The organism is Sphingomonas glacialis, from assembly GCF_006439055.1.
GTDB classification, from domain to species: Bacteria; Pseudomonadota; Alphaproteobacteria; order Sphingomonadales; family Sphingomonadaceae; genus Sphingomonas; species Sphingomonas glacialis_A.
The window spans coordinates 1,233,764-1,257,921 of sequence record NZ_RCZC01000002.1; the positions used below are offsets into that span (position 1 = coordinate 1,233,764).

A 24,158-nucleotide genomic window follows, 5' to 3' on the forward strand; every position below is an offset into this window, starting at 1 on the left:
GTAACGCGGCGAGTACCACCGACGGCGTGCAGGGCGGACGGTTTTCGAGCGGGTTCGAGCGCTCAATAGGTGACGGTGAGCGTGATCACATCGGTATAGCTCCCGGCGGTCACCCGCTGCCGCGCCCGGATCGCGCCATAGACCGAGCGATCGACTATGGTGCCGTTGAAGGACACGGTTTGCGATCCGCCCGTCCCATCCCCCCACACGCCGGCGCGCTGCGCATCGACATACAGGTCATAGGCGAGTTCGCTGGTGCCGTTGCGCATCACATGGTCGAGCGACGAGGCACCCCCGCCGTTAAGCGCGACCGTGGCGTTGACCGACTGGTCGCAGCTCAGCCGGATCATGCCGGTGCCGCGGGTGTCGGCGGCATCGACCGGATCATAGGCCCCGAAACTCACGCCCGACGAGGACACGCTGCAGCTCGCCGCCAGCGCTGGCCGGCTTTCCACGCACCCGAACAGCAACGCCAGCGCGCCGCCGAGCGATCGGGCCCATGTCATGCGGGTTTGAGCACGCATGTGAACGGCCCCAGCCGCGGCTGCGGGGCACCCCCGGCGGGAAGCGTCACGACGAAACTGCACAAGGCCTTCTCCAGCTGGACCGTAACGGTGTTCTTGGCGCGCAAGCTGGCGAGATAGATTTCGCCGCCGGGCGCCGATATCGTTTTCTCGCCGCCGCCGGTCACGACGCGCAGGCCCTTGGGCAGCGGCGATCCGTCGGCGAGCACGACGGTGAGCATCGCATCGCGATTGTCGGCGACCGCGAAATCGACATGGACGCCGGCACGCCGCGGCGGTCGGACGCTCTGCTTGTCGGTGGCGAGCTGCGCGGTCATCGGCAGGTCGTCGGTTTCGATGCGGATAGGATTGTCGTCGAACATCCGCAGATTGGGGACGATCATCAGACCGTTGCGACCCGTATGGCCGACCAGCTGGTTGTCGGCATAGACGCCGACATCGGGGAAAGCCCCGACGCGCACCGCGGCGAAGCTCTGCGTCAGCTGCCGCGCCGCGAACACGCTGCCGTCGATCATCCCGATCGAGCCTGACGCCGAGACCCGCACGCCGCCGCCCTGATCGGTCGCGCTGCCCTCGACCGTATAGGTGCCGAACCCTGTCTGCAGCGCGACCTCGCCGTCGAGCCGGTTGACCTCGCCGACCTCGCCCGCGAGCCGATAGCCGACCCCCGTCCCGACCGGGAGATTGCGCTGCAACGTCGCGGTCGCCGATTGCCCGTCGCCATGCGTCCGCACGCCCGCCGTGGCCGACGTTCGCCGCCCCAGCGGTACGATCACGAGCAGTTGCAGCGCGGTGTCGGCGACCGCGCCCCAGGTCTTGCTGCCGACCAGGTTGAGCGTCGCGAAGCGCGAAACCTTGATCGTCGCGTTCAGGCTGGCGATCTCGAGCCCGCGCGAAGTGCGGTAGCTGCGCGTGCTGAACGACCCGCCGACCGAGCCGAAGCGGAACGGCATCCCGACGAACGCCGTGGCCGAACGCCGCGGGGTCCGCGACGACGATCCGTAGGTCACATACGCATCGCTCAGCAGCTCGGCGGTGACGCCGTACGAGATGCGCTATCCGCTGCGCTGGATCGCCGCGCTCAGCATTGCGCCAACGCCGCCGGACGCATGGCTTGCGGCGCCACCGAGCGAGACGAGCGCAACGCCCGGCACGACGAAATCGGCCGCCACCCCGGCCTGCTGGATGCTCGGCGTCAGCTCGCCATGCGCTTCGCCGGTGAGCGTGTTGGACAGGCCATAGCGATAGGTCGCCGACGCGAAGAACGATCCGTAATCGAAGCTGCGCGTCCCGTAATCGCGCCGCGCGAACCCCGCCTCGGCGGAATAGTCGTCGAGCCCGGCGCGCAGCAGTTCGGGTGAGGTATAATACGACTGGCTGATCGTCGTCTGGCGGCCGAGCATGTCGCGCACCACCAGGCTGACCTGCCCCGCCCCGCTGACCACCGGAACGTCGGTGATGGCAAAGGGGCCGGGCCGGACGTCCTGATGCCCCATCAGGACATTGTTGACATAGACATCGGCGACCGACGGAAGCGCGGCAGAGCCGTTGAGCGAGGGCAGCGGCAGCGTCACGTAGCCCGGCTGGGTCTCGAAGCTGCGCCCGAACTGCACGCCGCCGAAGCGCAGCGGTGTCCCGCCGATCCCGCCGCGGCTGATGCTGTCGCCGATCCGCAGCGATCGCAACCGGTCGGGATCATCGATCGTCCAGGCCGAATCCAGCCGCACGACCTTCGCGCCGGAGCCCGAGGATCGCGCGACGACGGTGGTCGAGCCCGAGCCGAGCGGCGAGAACAGGCCGACTTCGAACAGCCCGCTCACCGTGCTGGCGCCGTAGCTCCGGTCCGCCAGCACGTCGTAATTGACAAACCCGCCCCAACCGCTGCGCGCCACCGCCCCGTGCGACGTGCGACGCGCCTGCACCGACGTCGCCACCAGTCGCGCCGGCGCGATGCTCAGCGCCAGCGCCTGGGTCGATTCGTCGATGCTATAAGCGAGCCCGTCGCCGCCCAGCGCGACATAGGGCTGATGGTTGAGCTCGACGATCGCCAGCCCCGCCATCTCGACGCCCCAGCGGCGCAGTGCATCCGCCGGGACATAGACGCGTCCCTGCCGCCGCTGCACCATCACATCGGCCTGCGCGACGCCGTTCATCGTCACGGCAAGCCATGCCGCCTGCAGCGTGTCGGGCGCCGCGGGCTGGACCTCCGCTATCGGGGCTGCATCCATGCGCGAGCGGCCTAGCGCGGACCCAGCGTCACCGGCGCGCGGGTTTCGAGACCGTCACCGCCGCGGATGCTCAGCTCGAACGGGCCGTTGCCGCTGAGTTCGGGATGCGCGCCGACGCTCCAGCGCTGGGTGCCGCCGGGGAGCACCACGCCGAACCGCGCGCTGAGCGGCACCTCGGTGTTTGCCGCAGCGACGGTGCCTATCGACACGACGGTCTGGTAGCGCGTGCCATCGTTCTGCGCCTGCAGGACGATCTTGCCGCCGGCATCGCGCCAGCCCGACCAGCGCAGCATGGCCTTCGCACCCTTTTGCGGCATGATGTACAATGGCAGGTTCAGGCGCAGCGCGAGCCGGACCTGGCCTTTCTCGACCGGGGGCGGGAGAATTTCTTCGAGGATCACGCGATACGCCCCCGAGAGCGCGGCGCCGCGCGGGCCGACGCGGACGAGTTGCGAGCCCGAGCCGGGAATGGTGAGAATCGGCGGCGATGCGATCAGCGCTTCGCTCGGCTCATAGACATCCTCGCCGTCGCGCTGCGTCCAGCGGAACAGCCGGATGCGGACCGAGACCGGATCGGTTTCGCTGTTGCGGATCGTGAAGACGGCATTGTGGCCACCCGCGGGCACTTCGAGCACGACAGGGTTGACCTGGAAGGTGCTGGCATCGGCGGGGACGGCGCCAAGCGAAGCCAGCGCGGCCAACGCCATGCCAAGGGTGGCCGTGCGAACACGACCACCCCCGCCCGTCAGACTGATGCGGTGACGGATCGGCATTTTAGTAGGTGACGGTGACGTTGATCTGGTCGGCATAGGTACCGGCATGCGCCGTGACCTGGCCTGGCAGAACGCTGGCGTAGATCACCTTGTTCTGGACGCTGCCGGTGCCGGTGTCGGCGATCGCCTGCGTGCCGGCGGTGCCGTCACCCCAGAGGATCGTCCGGGCGGCGTCGCTGTACAGGGCATAATCGAGCACGTCGGCACCGCTCACCATCTGGCGCGCGCCAGGGGTTGCGCCGGTGCCATTGCCGGCATCCGCCGCTGCCGACCAACCAGCACCGTTGGTGCAGGTGACCGCCATGCCGCCGGTCGCGTCGCGCGCGGCCGTGCTGATGAGATCGACGTTGACGAGGTTGATCGCCGTCGTCGACACGACGCAGCTGTTGGTGACAACTGCGCCGATATCCATCGTCGAGGTTGCCGTCTGCGCCGAAGCGGGGCAGCCGCAGCAGCCACGGTTGCGGCAGTCGCCAGAAGGGCGATGCGCAGCGGGCGCGAAAAAATCGAGGTAGTGGACATGAAAGTCTCCCGTTGGTGATCGCGACGACGCGCTCGCATCGAGCCCACCGCGCACCTCGCAGTGCCGCAAGACGCTGCGCACAATAAGCTCGGGGGAATACCGCCTGCCGCGTTAACCTCTTGTTCAGACTGCACGAACGAGGATTACCGCGAACGATGCAACGTGCGATGTCGCGGGTTCCTCGCCATCGCATCGGCGAGACGAAGCGATCGTGATCTCAGCCGATCGAAGCGTCGGCGTCGCTGCGCCCTTCGGTCTGCGGCACGGTGAAATAAAATGCCGCGCCACCGACAGGATGCGGCTCCGCGCGGATCTCGCCGCCGTTCGCCTCGATGATCATCTGGCAGATCGAAAGGCCGAGGCCGACGCCATTCGCCTTGGTCGTGGTGAACGGCGCGAACAGCGCCTCGGGCTTGTTCGCGCCGAAACCCGGCCCGTTGTCGATCACCGCGACGCGCACGAACTCACCCGCCGGCGCCACCGACACCGAAACGCGCGGATCGGGGGTGTCGATCAGCGCCTCGACCGCGTTGCGAAACAGGTTCAGGAACACTTGGCGGATCTGGAGACGATCGCCGATCACCTCCAGATCGCCGAGGTCGCCCGCGATCTCGATCCGGACCCCGCCGCCGGCGGTGTCGAGGCAGGTCAGCGCGCGAGCGTCGTTCGCCGCCTCCCACAGGTTCTGCGCGGACAACCGTCCCTCCCCGTGCGAGACGAGATCGCTCAGCCGATGGACGATCGCGCCGGCGTCCGAGGCGCTCGCCGCCGCCGCGTCCATCGCCATCAGAACGCGGTCGCGTGCGGTCGGATCGTCCTGCTCGAGCAGCCGCCGCGCGCCCCGGACGAAATTCGCCAGCGCGGTCGGCGGTTGATTGAGTTCATGCGACAGCATCGCGAAGGCTGCCGCCGCGCCCGATCGCGAACTGTCCGCCATCTCGGATTGCAGCCGCTCGATCCGCCGTTTGGTCGCCCGCTCCTCGGTCAGGTCGGTCAGCGCGCCCGTGACGCGGACGGGGCGCCCATGCGCATCGCGCAGGATGAAGGCCCGCGCCTGCATCGGCATATAGCTGCCGTCTGCCCGGCGCATCCGATAGTCGCAGATCCACCGCTCGCCTGGGGGGCATGCCCGGAAGGCTTGCGTCACCCGGTCGATATCATCGGGATGGACTTGCTTGCGCCACCAGGATGCCGCGCTGGTATGCGAGGCATCGTACCCCAGCGCCGTCGCCAGGCACTCGCTGAAGGTAACGGTCGAGGTTGCGAGATCGAGATCCCAGATGACGTCGCGGGTGGCAAAGGCGGCGGTGCGAAAGCGCGCTTCGCTGTCCTGCGCGGCGGTGCGCGCGCGGCAGAGCTCGTCGATATCGGTCAGCAAACCGCGCCAGCGCAGCGGCTCGCCGGGCAATTGATATTTCTCGGAGGCGCAGCGGAACCAGCGATACGATCCGTCCGCCATCCGCGCGCGATGATCGAGCAGGAACGCGTCGGCATGCGCCATCGCATCGATCCAGGCGACTTTCACCATCGACCGATCGTCATGGTGGATATAGTGGAGAAACCCGAAACCCAGCGCCTCGGACGGCGCCGCGCCCGCCCATTCCCCCCAGAGCGGATCGATGCAGAGCACCGCCCCCCCCGCATCCGCGACGAACGGAATCTGGCGATTGATGCGCATGGTGAAGCGATAGAGCTCCTCGAGTGCGGCGGATCGCTCAGCCTGGTCGGTCACGGTCTTAACCGCCGTTCCACGCATCATCGGGCTGCAGCGGCACCAGTCCGGCGCGCTTTCCGATCGCGATCGCATGGTGCACGTCGGTCGCCGCGATCCGCGCCTTGAGCGCAACCCGGTCGCGGCGAATGAGCGTTTCGGAGACCCTCATTCGCCGCGCCAGCGCGGTGGTGTCCATCCCGGCGATCAACCCGCGCAGGATGCGCGTCTGGTTCGGCGTCAGCAGCGCAACCGCATCGCGGGCGCTCGTCGCATCGGTTTCCGAGCCGGAGGCCAGCACCTCGAACCCGCTTTCGAGCGCGGACACCAACGCGGTCTCGTCGAATGGCTTTTCGAGCAGCGCATGGGGACCGATGTTTTCGGCGAGCCGCAGCCGCGACGCACTGGTCGCCGCGGTCATCAGGATGATCGGCATCTTGCGGTCGAGCGCATTGAGCCGGTGGATGACCTCAAGACCGCTGACGTGCGGCATCACGCGATCGATCAGCAGACAGCCGTCAGGCAGATCCTCGATCTCGGCAAGGAACGCGGCGCCGTCGTCAAAGGCGCGACATCCGATTCCGATCGTGCCGAGGAGAAAGGCGGTCGATTCGCGAACGAGGGCATCGTCATCGACAAGATAGACAGGAGGTACGGTGATGGGACTGAATAGCAAAACAGTGTCCTCGGGCAAGGGGGTGACCACGGACGTCTTCGTTCGGATGGTGGGACAATACCGGGTGTCTGCCGACCGCACTGATCGACAGTGGGCAATCGGGCATACCGCAGAAATTGACCAATAGGATTTCCAGAGCGACGGTCACGTCAGATATTTCGTGGATACCGTATCCCTCAACTTATCGGATCAACAACGGATCGGTTCGGCATCCTTAATCAACCCTTAAAATATTGGAGAGGGGTCGCTACGCTACAGGATCTAGGGTATAACGTCTTGTTATTCCGAAAGGTTGCGCTGATCAGTCGATCTATATTACTTGTACCGATCTGGTCCTATCTCAGGATGATCATTGTCAGATCTTTCGGTTCCTTGCCACGACGACGACTTGCGGACAGCGCCAATCTCGAGCGCAGCGGCGCCCGCCCCAGGGGGGCGCCGCCTTGCGACGTGCCGCACCATGCGATCGGCTCGTGTATCCAGCTGATCCCGCGGTATTTTTCGTCGGATGCGCCGACCCGGCTGCTTGAGCCGGCGGATCATCCATCGTACGACCTTACCCATGACATCTGAGAGGCTCGCCACGACCCTACCGCGCCCCACGATCGTCTATATCGTCGACGACGATGCCCAGGTCCGCAGTTCGACCTGGTTCATGCTGTCCGCCGCCGGGTTTCAACCGCGCGTGTTTGCGGGCGGCTCGGACTTTCTCGATGCCCTGCCCGATCTTCCACGCGGCGCCGTGTTGCTCGATCTGCAGATGCCCGATGTCGGCGGTTTCGACGTGCTGCAGGCGATCATCGCCACCGAGACGGCGTTCCCGGTGATCGTCGTGACTGGGTTCGGCGGCGTCATCGGCGCGGTGCGCGCGATGAAATTGGGGGCGGTCGATTTCATCGAAAAGCCCTACGTCGAAGACGTGCTGATCGGACTGATCGACTCCGCAATGGTCGTCTCGCGCGATGCCGATGAAGCGAACAAACGCCGCCGCGCCGCGCGACGCAAGCTTGAGCAACTGACCCCGCGGGAACGCGAGGTGCTCGAACTGATGGTCGCCGGGCTGCCCAACAAGCTGATCGCGTACCGCCTGCAGATCAGCAACCGGACGGTCGAGATGCACCGCGCGAGCATGATGGAAAGGCTCGGCCAAACCAGCTTTTCCGCCGCGATCCGGCTCGCGATCGCAGGCGGGCTCGACCCCCTCCCCGCCGAGCCGCTCTAACCGCTGCTTTCGCGGCTCCGACGCGGGCACGGCACACCCGCCATGGAGGTCATAATATTATGGTTAAGTCTTCGTTACGCTGTCGGCGGCGTTTTCCACAGCTATGACGCGCGCCCGCTCTTTCCGATCGTAGATCGAGGGAGAAGCATATGGACACCAAGTTTAACCGGCCCCAAACGCAGCTGGCCGAAATCGAGACCGCCCCCGAGATCGCCCCCGAGATCGTCCCGGCGCAAGCGTCGGAGCGCAGGGACAGCCAGCGCCTGCGCACGGTCTATCGCGTCGCGCGGGTCCAGGCGCATGGGGTATGGGGCCTGGCCCGCGTCCACAACGTGTCGAACGAAGGCCTGATGCTCTCGACCCAGCTCCCGATCGGGCTCGGCAGCGCGATGGCGATCGATCTGTCCGAGACCTGCACGCTGAGCGGGCATGTCGCGTGGCATGCCGCCGGACGCTGTGGCGTCAAACTGTCGGCGCCGATCGACAGTCCGGCGCTGTTGCGCCGGCTGTACAACGAGCAGCAGACGACGACATCGCGGCATCTACGCCTGCCGCTCGAAAAGGCCGTGATGGTGACGAGCGAACTCGGCGTCCAGATCGCACGCGCGCGCGACATTTCGCAGCGCGGCATCAAGCTGGTGCATGACGGGCGGTTCAGCCCCGGGCTTCACGTCAAGGTGCAGATCACCCGCGAGATCGAGCGGCGCGGCGTGGTGCGCTGGTCGCGCGACGGGATCGCCGGCTGCATCCTGACCGAATATCTGAGCGTCGAGGATCTCGGGGCGATTTGATTGCAGCAAAGCGCGCGGCTGGGGTGCGGAGGCGTACCCGCTTAGTACCGCCCCCACACGAAGCGCGATGAAAGCGCGTAATTCCACACCGCCGCGACCATTAGCCCCGCCATCGCCGATATCGCCCAAGTGCCGTGCTCCATTTCGTACAGGAACGACGCCACGCCGACATTCGCCGCCGCGCCGACCGAGCAGACCAGGCAGAACGAGATCCACCCGTCGATCAGCCCGCGCGCGCCGGTCAGCCGACGCTCGCGATAGGTCAGCGCGTTGTTGAGGAAGAAGTTGAAGGTCATCGCCACGACGGTCGCGATGATCGTCGCGCCGACGAAATTGACCGCTTCCTTGCGGAACAGCGCGTAGAGCACGGTCAGATGCACCAGCGCGCCGAGCGCCCCGATGCCCGAAAACATCACGAAGCGCACCGGCACGATCCGCCCGAACAACCGGTCGTAGATCGCGATCAGGAATTCCATCGCGACGACGTAATCGAGCTTGCTTTCGCCCTCGGTGCGCAGCCGGAAGGTGTAGGGCAGTTCGAGATACTTCAGCGGCCGCGGACTCGCGGTCATGATGTCGAGCAGGATCTTGAAGCCGATCGCCGAGAGATGTGGGATCAGGTCGCGCGCGATCTGCGTGCGCATCATGAAGAAGCCGCTCATCGGATCACTGAGATCGGCCTTGAGCACGCGCCGCGACAGCCGCGTCGCCAGCGCCGATTTCTTGACGCGATCCTGGTCCCAATCACCCGTCCCGCCGCCCGCAACGAAGCGCGAGCCGATCACCACGTCGAGCGCAGCATCGGCCTGCAGCGCATCGAGCATCGTCGGCAGGATCGTCTCGTCATGCTGAAGATCGCCGTCGATCACCGCAACCACCGGCGCGGCGGTCGCGCACATCCCCTCGATACACGCCGAGGACAGACCGCGCCGCCCGAAGCGCTGGATCACGCGGACGCGCGGATCGGTCAGGCCGAGGTCGCGCGCCGCCTGCGCGGTGCCGTCGGGGCTGTCGTCATCGACGAAGATCGCCTCCCACGCGCGCCCCACCAGTGCCGCGTCGAGCTTGGCGATCAGCAAGGGCACGTTGCGCAGCTCGTTGAACGTCGGAATGACGACCGCGAGCTCGAGGCGTGGGATCATTGCAGGGCGGCCAGCACCGCATCGCCCATCGCCGTCGTCGAATGGCTGCCGCCGAGATCGGGGGTGCGCGCGCCGCTGCCGATCGCCGCGATCACCGCCGCCTCGATCCGCTGTGCCGACGCCTCGTCCGACAGCGAATGCCGCAGCAGCATCGCCGCCGACAGGATCGCGGCGCACGGGTTCGCCTTGCCCTGCCCGGCAATGTCGGGCGCCGAGCCGTGGATAGGCTCGTACAGCCCGCACGTGCCGGTCCATTCGTTGAGCGAGGCCGAGGGCAGCATCCCGATTGAGCCGACGCACATGCTCGCCTGGTCGGACAGGATGTCGCCAAACAGATTGCCCGTCACCACCACGTCGAACGCGCCAGGATTGCGCACCAGCTGCATCGCGGCATTGTCGACGTACATATGGGTGAGCTTGACCTCGGGATAATCGAGCGCGACCTCGTTGACGATCTCGCGCCACAATTGCGACGTCTCGAGCACATTGGCCTTGTCGACCGAGGTCAGGATCTTCTTGCGACGCTTGGCCATCTCGAACCCGACGCGCGCGATGCGCGCGACCTCGGCCTCGTCATAGCGCATCATGTCATGGCCTTCGCGCAGGCCCATCTTGGTATGGCCGCGGCCCTTGTCGCCGAAATAGACGTCGCCGGTGAGTTCGCGGACGATCACCATGTCGATCGAGCGCGCGACTTCGGGGCGCAGTGCCGAGGCATCCTCGAGCCCCGGGAACATCGTCGCGGGGCGCAGATTGGCGAACAGGCCGAGCGCCTTGCGCAGGCCCAGGATCGCCTGTTCGGGGCGCAGCGTGCGTTCGAGCCCGTCCATCTCGGGATCGCCGACCGCGCCGAACAGGATCGCATCGGCGCGGTGCGCGAGTTCGAGCGTCTGCGGCGGCAGCGGATGGCCGAGCGCGCGATAGGCGGCGCCGCCGACCAGGCCGTCTTCGAACTGATGGTCGAGCCCGAGCGCGTCGAGTACGCGGCGGGCTTGGGTGGTGACTTCGGGGCCGATGCCGTCGCCGGCGAGGATCGCGATCAGTGCCAAGGTGCAATTCCCTTCAATTGCCCCGCCAATGCCGAGCCGCGACGCGTCACGCAACCGCCCTTTTCAGCCGATCCACCAGGCGAGCGCGCGCGGGAAGCGTCACCGCGCGACGATCGACCAGGATCGAGCGCGCGAGCGCATCGCCCGTCAGCGCCAGCGCATCGAGGATTTCGGCCCATTCCGGCGCGTGCCCACTGGTCAGCGCGGGCGGCAGCATGTCGCGCTCGAGCCCATAACCGAGCTCGGCGAGCAGCAGCAGTTCGTAGCGCGCGAGCGCCAGCGCCCAGCCGCGCGCCGCGGGCGCCGCCTCGATCACGCCGATCGTTCCGTCGAGCGCGGCATAGAGCCGCGGATAGGGCTGCGCCTCCGGCAACGCCGCGGCGGTGAGCGTCGTCACCCATTCGAGCGCGAGCGCAGGCAGCGGCTCGGCGAACAGCGGCGCGCGGCTGGTGACGAGCTCGACCGTGAGGCTCGCGAGTTGATCGTCGGTCCGCGACCGCCATTCGCCGATCACGCGGTTGGCGGGCTGCAGGATCGGCCGAATCCGCGTCGATCGCCCGCCGCGGACATAGCCCGCCTGGAGCCCGTGCTCGGCAGTCAGCGCGCGCACGATCGCGCCGTGTTCACCGTGATGGCGGCTCGCGAGGATCAGGGCTTCGACGCGCAGATGCATGGGCGGCGGTGTAGCGCGGGTGGGGGGATACGCTAGGGGGTGTGGATGTTGGGCAGCCGAGCAGAACGCCGCGCGCCGTTTCGCGTCACGCGCGGTTGCAGGGTCAGGCTAATGCGCAAGAAGATCACGGCCTGTCGCAGCGCGCGTCGCGCCCCCTTCGCCTTGCGGCATCACACGCCTATGGCGGCGCCCATGCTCATCCTTGCCACCGTGCTGATTTCGGCACTCACCCCCGCTGACGGCAATGGAGCAACCCCGCTCGCATGGCGCGGCGATGCGACGGGTCGGGTCGAGGCTCTCGCTGTGCTTCAATCGCTGCAGCTCGACTTGTTGACGCGCGACAGCGCCACGCTGACGCTGGATGATTGGTGCACGCGCCATCAGATCGATGCCCCAGGCAGCAAGATCGTCGCCGATCGCAACACCACGGTGGTGAAACCGGCAACTGCCGAACAGCGCCGATTGCTCGGTGTCTCCGATCAGGAGCCGATCCGCTATCGCCGCGTAAGCCTGCGGTGCGGCAGCCATATTCTGTCGGAAGCCGACAATTGGTACGTCCCGTCGCGGTTGACGCCACAGATGAATGCCGCGCTCGACCAGAGCAACACCGCGTTTGGCAGGGTCGTCCAGCCGCTGCACTTCCGGCGTCAGACGCTTTCGGCGCAGCTGCTATGGTCGCCGCTGCCGCGTGGCTGGGATAGCGGCACCCCGATCGTCAGCGACTCCGCGCCACTGACCATCCCCGACCATGTCATCGAGAACCGCGCATTGCTCGTCACGGCCCGCGGGGTGCCGTTCAGTATCGTCGTTGAAAGCTATACGAAGAGCGTGCTCGATTTTAGGCCACCGTCGCAGCGGAAGTAATGCGCGCGCGGGGGCCAGAACAACCGCATCCGGCAAAATCGCCGCTAACGCCGCACCCGCCGCGCCACCCGTTCCAACCCCAGCCGCGCCACCGCACGCTTCGCCCACAGCGCCCCGCGGTCGAATGCCTCTAGCGCGGCGATCGTCGCGCGGTTGGCGAGCGTCGGGCGGAGCAGCAACAGATCGACGCATGCCACCCCAGCGGTCGCGAAGCTGCGCTTGTGCTGGCCGTCGCCCTCGGTGAAGTCGAAGCGCCGGAGGCCCGGCTCGGCATAGAGGTCGCGCATCGCCTCGAGCATCAGCACGCCGCCGGGTGACAGATCGTTGAACGCCGGGTCGTGCCCGACATGGTCGTAGCGCACCGTCCCGCCTGCGATCGGGCAATAGAGATACGCAGCCGGCTCGCCCGCGACGTAGAGCAGCCAGGCGCGCACCTGGTCCGCCGCCGCCTGCTCGGTCATGGCGCGGACGAACGCCGCATCGTCGGGCAATCCGCCGCCGAGCAAACGCTCCTGATAGGTCCGCTGCGAGATCCCCCGCGCGACCGCGTGGAAATCGCCGAGTTCGGCCGCCGTCCGGAACCGCCGGACATCGAGCGCGCCGCCCGAAAGCTCGATCACGCGCTTCGTCTTGCGCTTGAGCCCCGAGCGCGTGTTGCCCGACAGCGCCGCTTGGTATGCCGCAAAGCCGATCGTCAGATCGGCATAATGCCGCGGATAGCGCTGGCGGACATAGCCAATCATCCCGCCCGCGCCACGCAGCAGCGCGTCGAGCCCCGCCGCGGGAAGCGAGGTCACGAGATACCCGTCATCGCCACGCCCGAGCGGCGGCAGCGCCGGCTGCGCGCCCGCGATGATCGCGTCGAGCGACAACGAAACGCGCACCAGCCGTCGCTCGATCGACCCCAAGGTCCGCGCGCCGATCTGGAAGCGCAGCGGCAGCGGTTCCGCGCGCAGCGGCATCACGCCGCGCGCTCGGCCACCATGTTCGACCATAATTGCTCGGCCTGCCGCCAACGCGTGCGTAAGGGATCGGGGCCGAGCGGCACGTCGTTCTGCTCGAGCCTGAGCTTGGGCCGATCGGCGAAATGCACCGTCGGCATCGCCTCGCCACGCTCGGCAAGCAAACCGCACAGCGCTTCGAAGCGCCGCACGTGCACGGTATTGGGTCGCGTTCCCGCGCGATTGGCGAGTTCGAACCCATGGCTGACGATGCTCACCGCGGCATGGCGGCACAGCTCGGCATGGTCGAGCGCAGCGCGCATCTCACCGACCGAGAGCGCACAAATCTGGAAATTGCGCAGAGCGCCGGGCCGTTCCTCGATCACCGTGACGGGCACTTCGATCACGCCGTCGCGGCTTACGGGCGAAATGTGCCGCGCGGGCAAGTCGATCGCGCTCGGCCAGGGATGCTCGCCGCCATTGTGGCTCGCGTCATAGACGAAACCGAGCTCACCGAGCGCGCGCAGCGTGTCGTCATTGGCGCTGTACGACCCGGCGCGGAACGCGATCGGATGCGGCGCGCCGGTCGCGACGAGCAAATCGGTCGCACCGGCGATCAACGCGCGCTGTTCGGCAAAGCTGTATTCGGCCAGCTCGAAGCGCGAGGCGCTCGCCCCGCCATCGCCCGACACTGCGCTCGTCCAGTTCGGGTGGAGGTGGAGCTGCACCTCCTGCCCCGCCGCGAGGATCTTTTCGACGATGCTGCGCAGGGGCGCGATGCCGAAGGTCATCGCCGGCATCGGATCGACGAAGAAGCACGCCTTCAACCCGTGCTGCGCGAGCATCTCGAGCTTGTAGCTGACGCCCACCCCGGCGGGTTCGAGCGAGCGCGCGAAGATCTCGGCACTCGCCAGCCCGTCGCTGTGGTGCCGCCACATCACTTCGGTGTCGATCGTCAGGAAAACGGGCGTTGTCATCCCGTCCAGCGATAGCCGGACGGGCGTAAACAATTGGCAAAGTCCGTCTGTTGCATTTTGTTTCTGACCAGGATCAATCCCCGGTCAGAATGCGATCGACCAACTGTTTCACGGTCGGCACGAAGCCGTTCGAGTAGAACGGATCGCGCTTGAACTGATACGCGCCGTGGCCGGCGAACATCAGATTCTGCTCGACATCGCCGCCATGCGCGATGTCCTGAAGCGTCTTCTGAATGCAGAAGCTGCGCGGATCGGCGAGGCGTCCGGTCGAATTGGTCTCGGTGTCCGACCAGGACGAGAAGGCGCACTGGCTGAGGCAGCCCATGCAATCGGCCTGGTCCTTGCGGATCACGCCCTTCTCGGGCGTCGTCACGAAGACGAGCGTGTTGTCGGGGGTCTTGAGCGCATCGGTAAAGCCCTCGCCGAACCACTGCCGGGCGCGCAGCAGGTCGTTGCGCGTTACCCAGAAGTTCTTGCCCTTGACGCCGACGTCGAGCTGATAGGTGTGATCGCCAGCACTTTGCGTCGAGAAGGCGATCTGCCGCTCCGAGCGTTCCTGCAGATGGCGGAGGAACGGATTGAGCACCGCGCTCGAATAGAAACCGGTCGGCGAGAAGCGATGCAGCAGCACTTCGCCTTCCTGGATGTTGGTCAGCCGCGCCTTCCACTCTTCAGGGATCGGGCTTTCCTGCGTCAGCAGCGGGCGCGTGCCGAACTGGAAGGCGATCGTGCCGAGCTCGGGATTGTCGATCCAGTTCGACCAGTCGCGTAAGTACCAGACGCCGCCGGCCATCACGATCGGCACGCTGTCGGGAATCCCGCCCTCGCGCATCGTGTCGCGCAGCGCCTTCACGCGCGGATACGGGTCCTGCGGCATCAGCGGGTCTTCGGCGTTCGACAGGCCGTTATGCCCGCCCGCGAGCCACGGATCCTCATAGACCACCGCCGACAGCCAGTCGGCCGCCTTCGAATAGGCACGCTTCCACAGCGCGCGGAAGGCCCGGCCCGAGCTGACGATCGGGAGATAGCTGACCTCGTAAGACGCCGCGATCTCGGACAGCTTGTACGGCATCCCCGCGCCGCAGGTCACGCCCGCGACGAGCCCACGCGTACGCTCGAGCACGCCGTGCAGGATCCGCTGCGCGCCGCCCATTTCCCACAACACGTTGATGTTGATCGCGCCCTTGCCGCCGGCGATGTCGAACGCCTTGCGCACCTGCTGGACCGCGCCCTCGATCGCATATTCGATCAGCTCTTCGTGGCGCTCGCGGCGCGTCAGCGCCTTGTAGACCTGCGGGATGATCTTGCCGTCGGGGTCATAACTGTCGGCATTGACCGCCGACACCGTGCCGATGCCGCCGGCCGCCGCCCAGGCGCCCGCGCTCGCATGATTGGTCGCGGCGACGCCCTTGCCGCCCTCGACGAGCGGCCAGACCTCGCGGCCGCCATAGACGATGGGCTTCAAACCTTTGAACAACGTGACGGCCTCCGACTTAACTTACGTTCTGTTATACGCTTTGGACGCCCGATCGGGCAAATCTCTAATCCCCGAACGCCCCGGGGCGTCCGATAACGCTGCCGTAGAGATGTGCATAGCGGGCGATCATCGTCGCTTCGTCATATTCGGCGACGGCCTTGCGCCGGTTGAGCTCGCCGAGCCCCTTGCGGCCCTCGGGCGTCGCCTGCGCGAGCGATTCGAGCGCGTCGCGGATCAGCACTTCCTGGTCGCGGCGTTCGATGAAGCTGCTGTTTTCGGGGGCGACCATTTTCAGGATGTCGCCGACCGGGGTCGAGACGATCGGCAGCCCCGCCGCCATGCCCTCAAGCACGCAAATCGGGAACTGCTCGGACCTGGACGACAGCGCCATGATGTCGAACAACCCGATATACTCGTGCGGGTTGGGCAGGAAGCCGGGCATGACGAGCTGATCGGCGACCCCCATCCGCTCGGCGGCATCGAGGATCGCCTGCTGCTCGGGCCCCTCCCCCACGATGATCAACCGCGCGCGGCTCGACATGCCGCCGAACGCGCGGACGAGCAGCGGGAGGTTCTTGACCTCGCGCAGACCCGCCAGCGTGCCGATCACCAGCTCGCCGGGCTTGCGCTTGAAGCCGGGGATCGCATTGGGCTTGGGCGGGATCGCGTAGCGCGCGGTGGCGATGCCGTTGGCGATGCGGTGGACGCGCTCGCGCGGCTGCTTCCAGGTCTTCAGCGCGATGTCTTCGAGCGTCTCGGACGGAACGACGAGGGCCGCCGCCTTGGTGAGCGCGAAGCGGCGATAGATGTTGCGCTCGGCCTTGAGGCCCTTGGCTTCGTCGGCATTGAAGCCGTCTTCGTGATGGACCAGCGGCGGCACGCCCTTCGACGAGACGCGCCGCGCCATCGCCCCGTCGATCGCGCCCCAATTATAGGTCAGCACCAGATCGAAGCGGCGCATATACGCCGCGATCGCCTCGTAGCGCTTGACCGAGGGCGAGCCCGTCAGCGCCGGCGGGTTCTGCGCGATCTCATAGTCCACGCCCTTGGCGATGGCACCCTGCGCGCCATACTCGCCGTCCATGCTCGACACGATCGTATGGCGTGCGCGGTCGCCGAACGCGTTCATCAGACGCACCGCGCGCGCTTCCTTCCCGCCAAGCGAGAAAGTCGAGTGCAAGTGCAGGATGTTGACCGGCCGGTTCATTTCCGCGCGGCGTTAGCGCGAAATGACAGCGGCGTCATCTGTTGCGAGTACGGCAGCATATTCGGCCAAGGCCGTGCCGATTTCGTCGCGCTGCGAGGCAAACGCTACCGCGGGGTCGATCTGGCCGTCATTGGCTTCGATCCGCTCGCGGGGAAGCGTCAAAGCGGGCCTGGTTTCCAGCGGTTTCATTTTCACGAAGCTGCACACCTGGGCGAGCTGCTCGCCACCGCGCCCACCGCCGTGCCCGCCATAGGTGACGATCAGCGCGGGCTTGCCGGCCCATTCGCGATAGAGATGGTCGATCGCGTTCTTGAGCGGCGCGGGATAGCCGCCGTTATATTGCGGCATGACGAAGACGAAGCCGGGGGCGGCGGCGATCTTGGCACTCCAGGCGCGGGTGTGGTCTTGGGTGTAGTGGCCGGACTGCGGCATGCCGGGTTCGTCGTCCATCGGGAGAGGCCAGTCGGCGAGATCGAGCGTTTCGAAGAGCGCGTGGGTGGCTTCCTCGCCGAGCGCTGCGATCCAGGCGGCGATCTTGGGGGAGATGCGCGTCGGGCGGAGGCTGCCGGCGATGACGAGGGTGGGGGAAGTGTAAGTCATCCGCTTGCTCTAACACTCCCCTCCCGCTTGCGGGAGGGGCTGGGGGAGGGGCGTGCCGCGGGCGCGGCGTAGGGGTTCCAGGTCAGTCCCTCCCCTAGCCCCTCCCGCAAGCGGGAGGGGGATAAGGTCAGGCGAACGCGGTCTTTGGAATATGCGTGATCCGGCAGCCGAGATCGGCCTCGCCGCTCGCTACGACATAAAGGTCGCCGGCATCCGCGATACCCGTCGTGAAGACCACATTGTCGAGATACATCAGATCCTTGATCGGCTCGGTCAGCGCCGGATTCGCCTCGATCAGCGGATCATGGCAGGTCCGCAGCACAACGCTCGGATCGTCGCGATCGAGAATCGACCAATAGGTGCGATACACGCCGACCACGCCCATCGGCTCGACGCCGTGCCACAGCGTTAGCCAGCCCTCATCGGTCAGGATCGGCGGCGCGCCGCCGCCCATCCGCGCGGTCGCCATCGTCTTGGCGTGCGGGCGGATGCCGGGCTTGTCGTACGGCTTCCAGTGCAGCGCATCGGGCGAGCTGGCGAGGTTGATCGAGGGCCCCGAACGCCACTCGCTCCCCGGCGGATAGGCGAAGTACAGATCGCCGAGCGGGCGCGTCTGCGCGTAATAGGTGTCGCCGATCATCCCTTCGAAGATCAGCATGTCCTTGTTCTGGTGATCGAGCACGATCCCCTGGAGCTTCCAGTCGAGCGCATCCGCGGACGTGTACAGCGTGGTCGAATGCCGTTCGGGGCTGACCGAGCACGTCGTCATCAGATACCGATCGCCGACCTTGCTGATCCGCGCATCCTCGACGCCGTAGCATTGATACGACGTGCGCGGCGCGATCGCCTTGTCGTAATGGACCTGCTCGACCTTGGTCCCGTCGGCATTGAGCTCGACCGGCAGCAGCCACGACAGCGAGGTCAGCGCCATCACCTTCCACCCGCCGCCGCGCATCATGAATTTGCGCGGGTCGGCGGTATCGACATGTTCGAGCGGCCAGGCGTCGAGCGCATAGCTGTGCTCGGTCCAGCGGATCGCATGGATGTGCTGATCCTTGATCGGCATCTTGAGCGCCTCGGCGACACGCACCATCAGCAACAGATTGCCGTTGGGCAGCCGCGTCATCCCCGGGTTGAACGCGCCGAGCACATAGGTCTCGGCATCGACCTTCCCCGCGAGTGGCGAGCGGGAAAGATCGACGTCGCCGGGCGAGAAGATCAAGGCATCATGCGAAAAGGTCATTCACCCTCCTGCGCCCGCGGGGAAATCACGAGCTGTTGGATCACGGTCCGCCGTGGCTGGGTCAGCATATAATGCACGCCGACCGCAATGTCCTCGGCGCGAAGCGAGGTTTCCTCTTGGATCATCTTGCGCTGCTCCTCGGGGGTGATGTCGGGGAGCTGCATGTTCGAGCCGGTCTTGCCGGGCTCGATCAGACCAACCTTGATCCCCTTGGGACCGAGTTCGCGGCGCAGCGCCTCGGAGAAAGCGGCGATGCCCGCCTTGATCCCGGCATAGACGGTCGAGCTTGGCCCGAGCACGTGGGCGCTCATCGAGCCGATCAGGATGATGTCGCCATGCCCTTCGAGCTTGTCGACCGCAGCATGCGCGCTGAGCAGATAGGCGGTAAAATCGACCGCGATCGCATAGCGCAGTTCGGGTTCGCTCATCTGCGTCAGGCCGCCCGCGGCGACCGCGGCGTTGATCACCGCGCAGTCCATCCCGCCGAGATAGTCGCTGGCTTGCTTGAAGAAGCTCAGCACGTTCTCGGGATCGGACAGCTCGGTGGTGATCCCGTCGGCCTCGCCGCCGACTTCGCGGATGCGCTCCAGCGCGTCGTCGAGATATTCGGGATTGCGGCCGCAGATGAACACCTTGGCGCCCTCGGCCGCAAGCAATACGGCGATCGCGCGGCCGATCCCGGTGGTGCCACCGGTGATGGCGACGCGCTTGCCCTTGAGGCTCGTCATTGCGGTATGCGCGTCGGTAACGGTCTTCATGCAAGGCTCCTGTTATGCAAGCGAGACGCGTGGTTGCACGCGCGGTTCCGCTTCTTCTTCTCCCCTCCCTGGAAGGGAGGGGTCGGGGGTGGGTCGGCCTAATGCGGGCGTCCGACTCTCCACGGGCCAACCCACCCCCAGCCCCTCCCTTCCAGGGAGGGGAGGAAGCTAGGCCGAAATCCGTGACAGCAATCGATCGATCCCCGCCACCGCGGCGGGTTCGCTCAGGGTCGGGGCATGGCCGACTTGGTCGATCGTGACAAGCTCGCCATATTCGAGCGCGGCTACCATCTTCTCGGCAGTCGCGGCCGACAGGACATCCGACGTGGCGCCGCGCACGATCAACGTCGGCACGGCCTTCAGCACGTCGAGCGCGCGCCACATATCGAGGCCGGCCTCATTGCCGGGCACGCGGAAGGGTTCTGCGATCTTCATGTCGTAATCGAGCACGATCCGCCCCGCGCTGTTGAGCCGGTACAGCCGCTTGGCCATCGCCAGCCAGTCCTCGAGCGTGAAGGCGGGATAGACGTCGCCATTCGCCTCGGCGACCGCGCGCGCGGCGTGGAGCCAGGTCGGCCAGGTGTTCGACTTGCCGACATAGCCGCGGATCCGCGACAGCCCCTCGGCCATGATGTCGGGCCCGACATCGTTGAGCAGCACGCCAGCGAGGCTCTCATGCGCGGTGCCGGCGAGCAGCATCGTCACGATTCCGCCGAGCGAGGTGCCGAACGCGACATAGCGCGCGACGCCGAGTTCGCCGAGCAACGCCTCGATGTCCTGGACGTAGCTGAGCGGGACATAGCTCATCGGGTCCTTGGCATAGCCGCTCTCACCGCGCCCGCGCAGGTCGATCGCGATCACGCGCCACTCGGGCGATAGCCGGCGGGCGAGGTCGTCATAATCGCGGGCGTTGCGCGTCAGGCCCGGCAGGCAGAGGATCGGCGGACGATCGGCGGGCCCGGGATAGTCACGGTAATGCAGCCGGACACCGTCCTTGGACCACCAATATCGATTTTCATAAGGCGACATTGTCGAGTCCTGCGCCGGATCCTGGGGTTGCGCCGCGCTACGGGCGCCCTCCATATCCACGCATGAGCATTTCCCCGCAAGGCTGTCGCCCCGAAACGAGCATCCTCGAACTGGGGGACGGCTTCTATGATCCGGTCTCGGCCGCCGACTTTCCGCAGACAGTCCTGCGGTTTCGCAACGATCGCGCGGCGGCCGAAGTCGGGCTCGACAAGGTGAGCGACGCCGACTGGCTGCGCTATTTCGGCCGGTTCGAGCCGCTTCCCGGGAGCCTCGAACAGCCGCTCGCGCTGCGCTATCACGGCCATCAGTTCCGCAACTACAATCCCGAGATCGGCGATGGCCGCGGCTTCCTGTTCGCGCAGCTGCGCGATGAGCGCGGCCGGCTGATGGACCTCGGCACGAAGGGATCGGGCACCACGCCGTGGAGCCGTTTCGGCGACGGGCGCCTAACGCTCAAGGGCGGAATGCGCGAAGTGCTCGCCACCGAGATGCTGCAGGCTTTGGGCGTCAACACTTCGCGGACCTTCTCGCTGATCGAGACCGGCGAAGCGCTCGAGCGCGGCGACGAGCCCTCCCCCACCCGCTCGGCGGTGATGGTGCGGCTCAGCCACGGGCATATCCGCATCGGCACCTTCCAGCGCCTCGCCTATCTGCGCGATGCCGAGGCGATGGAGCGGCTCGTCGGCTATGTGCTGCGCAATCTGTACGGCGAAGAACCCGAGGCCGATGCGCCGGTCCGCCTGCTTGATCTGGTGGTCGATCGCACCGCGACCCTCGCCGCCAGCTACATGGCGGCAGGCTTCGTCCACGGCGTCCTCAACACCGACAATATCAACGTGACCGGCGAGAGCTTCGACTACGGCCCTTGGCGCTTCGCCCCGACCTGGGACCCGGCCTTCACCGCGGCGTATTTCGATCACGCCGGGCTCTACGCCTTCGGCCGCCAGCCCGAGGCGATCCACTGGAACGCGACACAGCTCGCGATTTCGCTGCGCGCGCTGGTCGAGGCGGAGCCGCTGATCGCGGTGCTCGACACGTTTGCCGAGCGCTATCAAAGCGCGGTCTCGGCTGCGATCCTGTGGCGGCTCGGCGTCGTCCCACGCGATGCGACGAGCGACCGCGCGCTGGTCCAGGCGATCGAGCGCGGGTTGCGCACGAGCGGCATGGCGATCGACCGCTTCTATTTCGACGCGTTCGGCGGCGTCGCGCTCGAGGGCGAGCCGTTCGACGAACTGCGCGCGGCGCTCGAACCCTATGCGCCGCGCAAGACCCGCGATCACGCCTATTGGCAGGGCGATCCGTGCGCGATGCTGATCGACGAGGTCGAGGCGATCTGGGCGGCGATCGACCAGCGCGACGACTGGGCGCCCTTCGACGCCAAGATCGCGCAGATCCGCAATATGGGCGAAGCGCTGGCGTAAACCCCTCTCCCCCTGTGGGAGAGGGAGGGAGCGCCGCAGGCGCGGCAGGGTGAGGGGGTGTGGCGGCGGCCACGCCATCAACGTCCCCCTCACCCTTCCCACTCGCTACGCGAGCGGGCCCCTTCCCTCTCCCACAAGGGGAGAGGGAGAAGAGTGGATTCCCGTCGCGATCTAAGGCAAGGACCGAGTAAATGTCGTCCGAACTTCTCTCCTACGAACCCGCCACCGGCGCCGAGCTCTGGCGCGGCGCGATCGGCGATGTCGACGCCGAAGTCGCCGCCGCGCGCGCGAGTTGGGCGGGCTGGGCGGCGCAACCGCTCGCGTATCGCGTCGAGGCGCTGCGCCGCGTCGCCAATGTCGTGCGCGCCCGCGCCGACGCCTTTGCCGACATCATCGCACGCGAAACCGGCAAGCCGCTCTGGGAAGCGCATACCGAGGTCGATTCGGTCATCGCCAAGGTCGATATCTCGGTCACCGCCTATGCCGAACGCACCCCGCAGCGCCGGCTCGAGGCGCAGATGGGCAGCCGCATGGCGCTGCGCCACAAGCCGCACGGCGTGCTGGCGGTGCTCGGACCGTATAATTTCCCGGCGCATCTGCCCAACGGCCACATCATTCCCGCGCTGCTCGCAGGCAATGCGGTGGTGTTCAAGCCCTCCGAAAAGACCCCCGCGACCGGCGAATTCCTCGTCGGCTGCTTCCATGCCGGCGGGATCCCCGAAGGGTGTCTCCGCCTGCTGATCGGCGGCGCGGCCGAAGGCAAGGCGCTCGCCGCGCATGACGGGATCGACGGGCTGCTGTTCACCGGATCGGCGCATACCGGCATCGCGCTCAACCGCGCATTTGCGACGCGCCCTGAGAAGATCCTCGCGCTCGAAATGGGCGGCAACAACCCGATCATCGTGTGGGATTCACCTGATCTGCACGCCGCCGCGGTCGTCGTCGTACAGTCCGCCTTCACCTCGGCGGGCCAGCGCTGCACCGCCGCGCGACGGCTGATCGTCGATCAGAAGCTCTACGATCCGCTGATGGCCGAGATCATCAAGATCGTGAAGCGGATCATCGTCGACGAACCGCACGCCAGCCCCGCGCCGTTCATGGGCCCGGTGATCGACAATGACAGCGCCGACCTGCTGTCCGAAAGCTTCCTCGAGCTGATGATGCGCGGCGGCCGCCCGATCCAGCATCTCGAGCGCCCGATCGCCAACCGCCCCTTCCTGCGCCCCGCGCTGATCGACACGACCGACCTCAACGATCGGCCCGACATCGAACTGTTCGGCCCAATCCTGCAGGTGATCCGCAAGACCAGCTTCGCCGATGCGATTACCGAAGCGAACAACACGCGCTACGGCCTGTCGGCGTCGCTGCTCAGCCAGGATCCGGCGCTGTACGACCAGTTCTGGGCGAATGCGCGCGCCGGAATCGTCAACTGGAACAAGCCGACCAACGGCGCCTCGTCCAAGGCGCCGTTCGGCGGGATCGGCTGGTCGGGCAACCACCGTCCGAGCGCCTATTATGCGGCCGATTATTGCGCCTATCCCGTGGTATCGAGCGAAGCCGATCAGGCACGGGCGAGCATTGGGGTGGGGTTACGCGATGGGTGAAGACGCATCCCGCGTCGAACGGTTGCGGGAGGATCCCGCGGTCACCGCGATGCTGGAGCGGATTTGCGACATCTCGACGATGGGCTTCGCCGCCGTCGCGCGCGTGACCGACAGCCAGTGGATCGCCTGCCAGGTCGTCGATCGGATCGAATTCGGGCTTGAGGCGGGCGACGAACTCGCGCTGAAGACCACGATCTGCGACGAGATCCGCCAAAGCGGGCATGCCGTCGTCATCGACACCGTATCGGGCGACCCCGCCTGGCGGACGCATCCGACGCCGATGCTCTACGGGTTCGAAAGCTATATCTCCTTCCCGATTCGCCTGCCCGATGGTGCGTTCTTCGGAACGCTGTGTGCGATCGATCCGCAGGCCCGGCCGATCGGGACCCCGGCCATCGCGATCCTGTTCGAACGCTTCGCCGCAGAAATCGGGGCGTTGCTGGCCTGAGCGAAACCTTTGGTCGCAAAGCCATGGAACCGCTGGCGTTCCAATGCTTTGGGCCTGGCGTGAAACACGACAAAGTGGCCGATGGCCCCACTCCCCGCGCCCGCAAGCTCAAACTCGAGTCGGACAACTGCCTGGCCATCGCGATCCTCGAACGCGAACCCGAAGTCGCCGCGATGCTGATCGACGAAGCCGCCAAACTCGCGCGCCGCGTCAAGGAGTTGCACGACAAAGCGTGATCCCCCAGCGGACAGGTCGGCAAAAGTTTGGCTACCCCGCC

Annotated in this window: 25 protein-coding genes; 7 read left to right on the forward strand and 18 right to left on the reverse strand. The window is 66.7% G+C overall.

Going from position 1 to position 24,158, the window contains the following annotated elements; all coding sequences use genetic code 11:
* Positions 1-62: 62 nt before the first annotated feature.
* The 7 genes from EAH76_RS09715 to EAH76_RS09745 form a co-directional block, all read right to left on the reverse strand.
* Positions 63-506: a Csu type fimbrial protein gene (locus EAH76_RS09715; protein WP_161989007.1), complete on the reverse strand. Its 444-nt coding sequence runs from the start codon at positions 504-506 to the stop codon at positions 63-65.
* Entirely contained in the window at positions 503-1,534 is a 1,032-nt protein-coding gene (locus EAH76_RS09720) for a fimbria/pilus outer membrane usher protein (RefSeq protein WP_140850006.1), read from the reverse strand. The genes EAH76_RS09715 and EAH76_RS09720 overlap by 4 nt, the downstream gene beginning before the upstream one ends.
* Positions 1,535-1,579: 45 nt before the next feature.
* Entirely contained in the window at positions 1,580-2,752 is a 1,173-nt protein-coding gene (locus EAH76_RS09725; RefSeq protein ID WP_140850007.1) for a fimbria/pilus outer membrane usher protein, read from the reverse strand.
* An 11-nt stretch (positions 2,753-2,763) separates the two neighbouring features.
* Positions 2,764-3,459 (reverse strand): fimbrial biogenesis chaperone, encoded by a 696-nt coding sequence (locus EAH76_RS09730; RefSeq protein WP_161989008.1) that lies wholly within the window; start codon positions 3,457-3,459, stop codon positions 2,764-2,766.
* Between the two features lie 67 nt (positions 3,460-3,526).
* Positions 3,527-3,937, reverse strand: a complete 411-nt coding sequence (locus EAH76_RS09735) for a Csu type fimbrial protein (RefSeq protein WP_140850009.1) — start codon at positions 3,935-3,937, stop codon at positions 3,527-3,529.
* Positions 3,938-4,265: 328 nt separating this feature from the next.
* Positions 4,266-5,780 carry a PAS domain-containing sensor histidine kinase gene (locus EAH76_RS09740; RefSeq protein WP_161989009.1) on the reverse strand — a complete coding sequence of 505 codons (1,515 nt, stop codon included), beginning with the start codon at positions 5,778-5,780 and terminating at the stop codon, positions 4,266-4,268.
* 4 nt (positions 5,781-5,784) lie between these two features.
* Entirely contained in the window at positions 5,785-6,435 is a 651-nt protein-coding gene (locus EAH76_RS09745; protein WP_161989010.1) for a response regulator, read from the reverse strand.
* A gap of 562 nt (positions 6,436-6,997) precedes the next feature.
* On the opposite strand from EAH76_RS09745, the gene EAH76_RS09750 reads away from it, so the two are divergent.
* Positions 6,998-7,657, forward strand: a complete 660-nt coding sequence (locus EAH76_RS09750; protein WP_161989011.1) for a response regulator transcription factor — start codon at positions 6,998-7,000, stop codon at positions 7,655-7,657.
* 149 nt (positions 7,658-7,806) lie between these two features.
* Positions 7,807-8,448 (forward strand): PilZ domain-containing protein, encoded by a 642-nt coding sequence (locus EAH76_RS09755; RefSeq protein ID WP_140850013.1) that lies wholly within the window; start codon positions 7,807-7,809, stop codon positions 8,446-8,448.
* 41 nt (positions 8,449-8,489) lie between these two features.
* On the opposite strand, the gene EAH76_RS09760 is transcribed toward EAH76_RS09755, so the two are convergent.
* The 3 genes from EAH76_RS09760 to recO are packed head-to-tail and all read right to left on the reverse strand — an operon-like array spanning position 8,490 to position 11,312.
* Complete coding sequence (locus EAH76_RS09760) at positions 8,490-9,590, reverse strand: glycosyltransferase family 2 protein (RefSeq protein ID WP_140850014.1); 1,101 nt, start codon at positions 9,588-9,590, stop codon at positions 8,490-8,492.
* The gene (gene leuB, locus EAH76_RS09765; RefSeq protein WP_140850015.1) at positions 9,587-10,639 is read right to left on the reverse strand and encodes a 3-isopropylmalate dehydrogenase; all 1,053 of its coding nucleotides are present in this window, start codon (positions 10,637-10,639) and stop codon (positions 9,587-9,589) included. Before leuB ends, EAH76_RS09760 begins: the two co-directional genes overlap by 4 nt.
* Positions 10,640-10,685: 46 nt before the next feature.
* Complete coding sequence (recO, locus tag EAH76_RS09770) at positions 10,686-11,312, reverse strand: DNA repair protein RecO (protein ID WP_140850016.1); 627 nt, start codon at positions 11,310-11,312, stop codon at positions 10,686-10,688.
* A gap of 192 nt (positions 11,313-11,504) precedes the next feature.
* Here recO and EAH76_RS09775 point away from each other — a divergent pair, with 192 nt between their 5' ends.
* Entirely contained in the window at positions 11,505-12,176 is a 672-nt protein-coding gene (locus EAH76_RS09775) for a hypothetical protein (protein ID WP_140850017.1), read from the forward strand.
* Positions 12,177-12,220: 44 nt separating this feature from the next.
* Here EAH76_RS09775 and EAH76_RS09780 read toward each other — a convergent pair whose 3' ends face one another.
* The 8 genes from EAH76_RS09780 to EAH76_RS09815 form a co-directional block, all read right to left on the reverse strand.
* The gene (locus EAH76_RS09780) at positions 12,221-13,138 is read right to left on the reverse strand and encodes a GNAT family N-acetyltransferase (RefSeq protein WP_241659620.1); all 918 of its coding nucleotides are present in this window, start codon (positions 13,136-13,138) and stop codon (positions 12,221-12,223) included.
* Complete coding sequence (locus EAH76_RS09785) at positions 13,138-14,094, reverse strand: polysaccharide deacetylase family protein (RefSeq protein ID WP_140850019.1); 957 nt, start codon at positions 14,092-14,094, stop codon at positions 13,138-13,140. Before EAH76_RS09785 ends, EAH76_RS09780 begins: the two co-directional genes overlap by 1 nt.
* A gap of 73 nt (positions 14,095-14,167) precedes the next feature.
* The gene (locus EAH76_RS09790) at positions 14,168-15,571 is read right to left on the reverse strand and encodes an NAD(P)H-dependent flavin oxidoreductase (protein WP_140850020.1); all 1,404 of its coding nucleotides are present in this window, start codon (positions 15,569-15,571) and stop codon (positions 14,168-14,170) included.
* A 64-nt stretch (positions 15,572-15,635) separates the two neighbouring features.
* Complete coding sequence (locus EAH76_RS09795) at positions 15,636-16,778, reverse strand: glycosyltransferase family 4 protein (protein WP_140850021.1); 1,143 nt, start codon at positions 16,776-16,778, stop codon at positions 15,636-15,638.
* Positions 16,779-16,790: 12 nt separating this feature from the next.
* A complete protein-coding gene (locus EAH76_RS09800; protein ID WP_140850022.1) occupies positions 16,791-17,378 on the reverse strand; it encodes an NADPH-dependent FMN reductase in 588 nt (195 codons plus the stop codon).
* A 127-nt stretch (positions 17,379-17,505) separates the two neighbouring features.
* Positions 17,506-18,621, reverse strand: a complete 1,116-nt coding sequence (locus EAH76_RS09805) for a glycosidase (protein ID WP_140850023.1) — start codon at positions 18,619-18,621, stop codon at positions 17,506-17,508.
* Entirely contained in the window at positions 18,618-19,379 is a 762-nt protein-coding gene (locus tag EAH76_RS09810; protein WP_140850024.1) for an SDR family oxidoreductase, read from the reverse strand. The genes EAH76_RS09805 and EAH76_RS09810 overlap by 4 nt, the downstream gene beginning before the upstream one ends.
* Before the next feature lie 168 nt (positions 19,380-19,547).
* On the reverse strand, positions 19,548-20,408 hold the full coding sequence (locus EAH76_RS09815) for an alpha/beta fold hydrolase (RefSeq protein WP_140850025.1): 861 nt from the start codon (positions 20,406-20,408) through the stop codon (positions 19,548-19,550).
* A 62-nt stretch (positions 20,409-20,470) separates the two neighbouring features.
* Here EAH76_RS09815 and EAH76_RS09820 point away from each other — a divergent pair, with 62 nt between their 5' ends.
* From EAH76_RS09820 to EAH76_RS24090, 4 genes are all read left to right on the forward strand, one after another.
* Positions 20,471-21,829, forward strand: a complete 1,359-nt coding sequence (locus EAH76_RS09820; protein ID WP_140850026.1) for a protein adenylyltransferase SelO — start codon at positions 20,471-20,473, stop codon at positions 21,827-21,829.
* A 191-nt stretch (positions 21,830-22,020) separates the two neighbouring features.
* Entirely contained in the window at positions 22,021-23,433 is a 1,413-nt protein-coding gene (gene astD / locus EAH76_RS09825) for a succinylglutamate-semialdehyde dehydrogenase (protein ID WP_140850027.1), read from the forward strand.
* Entirely contained in the window at positions 23,426-23,881 is a 456-nt protein-coding gene (locus EAH76_RS09830; RefSeq protein WP_140850028.1) for a GAF domain-containing protein, read from the forward strand. The genes astD and EAH76_RS09830 overlap by 8 nt, the downstream gene beginning before the upstream one ends.
* A 23-nt stretch (positions 23,882-23,904) precedes the next feature.
* Entirely contained in the window at positions 23,905-24,117 is a 213-nt protein-coding gene (locus EAH76_RS24090; protein ID WP_140850029.1) for a hypothetical protein, read from the forward strand.
* Positions 24,118-24,158: the final 41 nt, after the last annotated feature.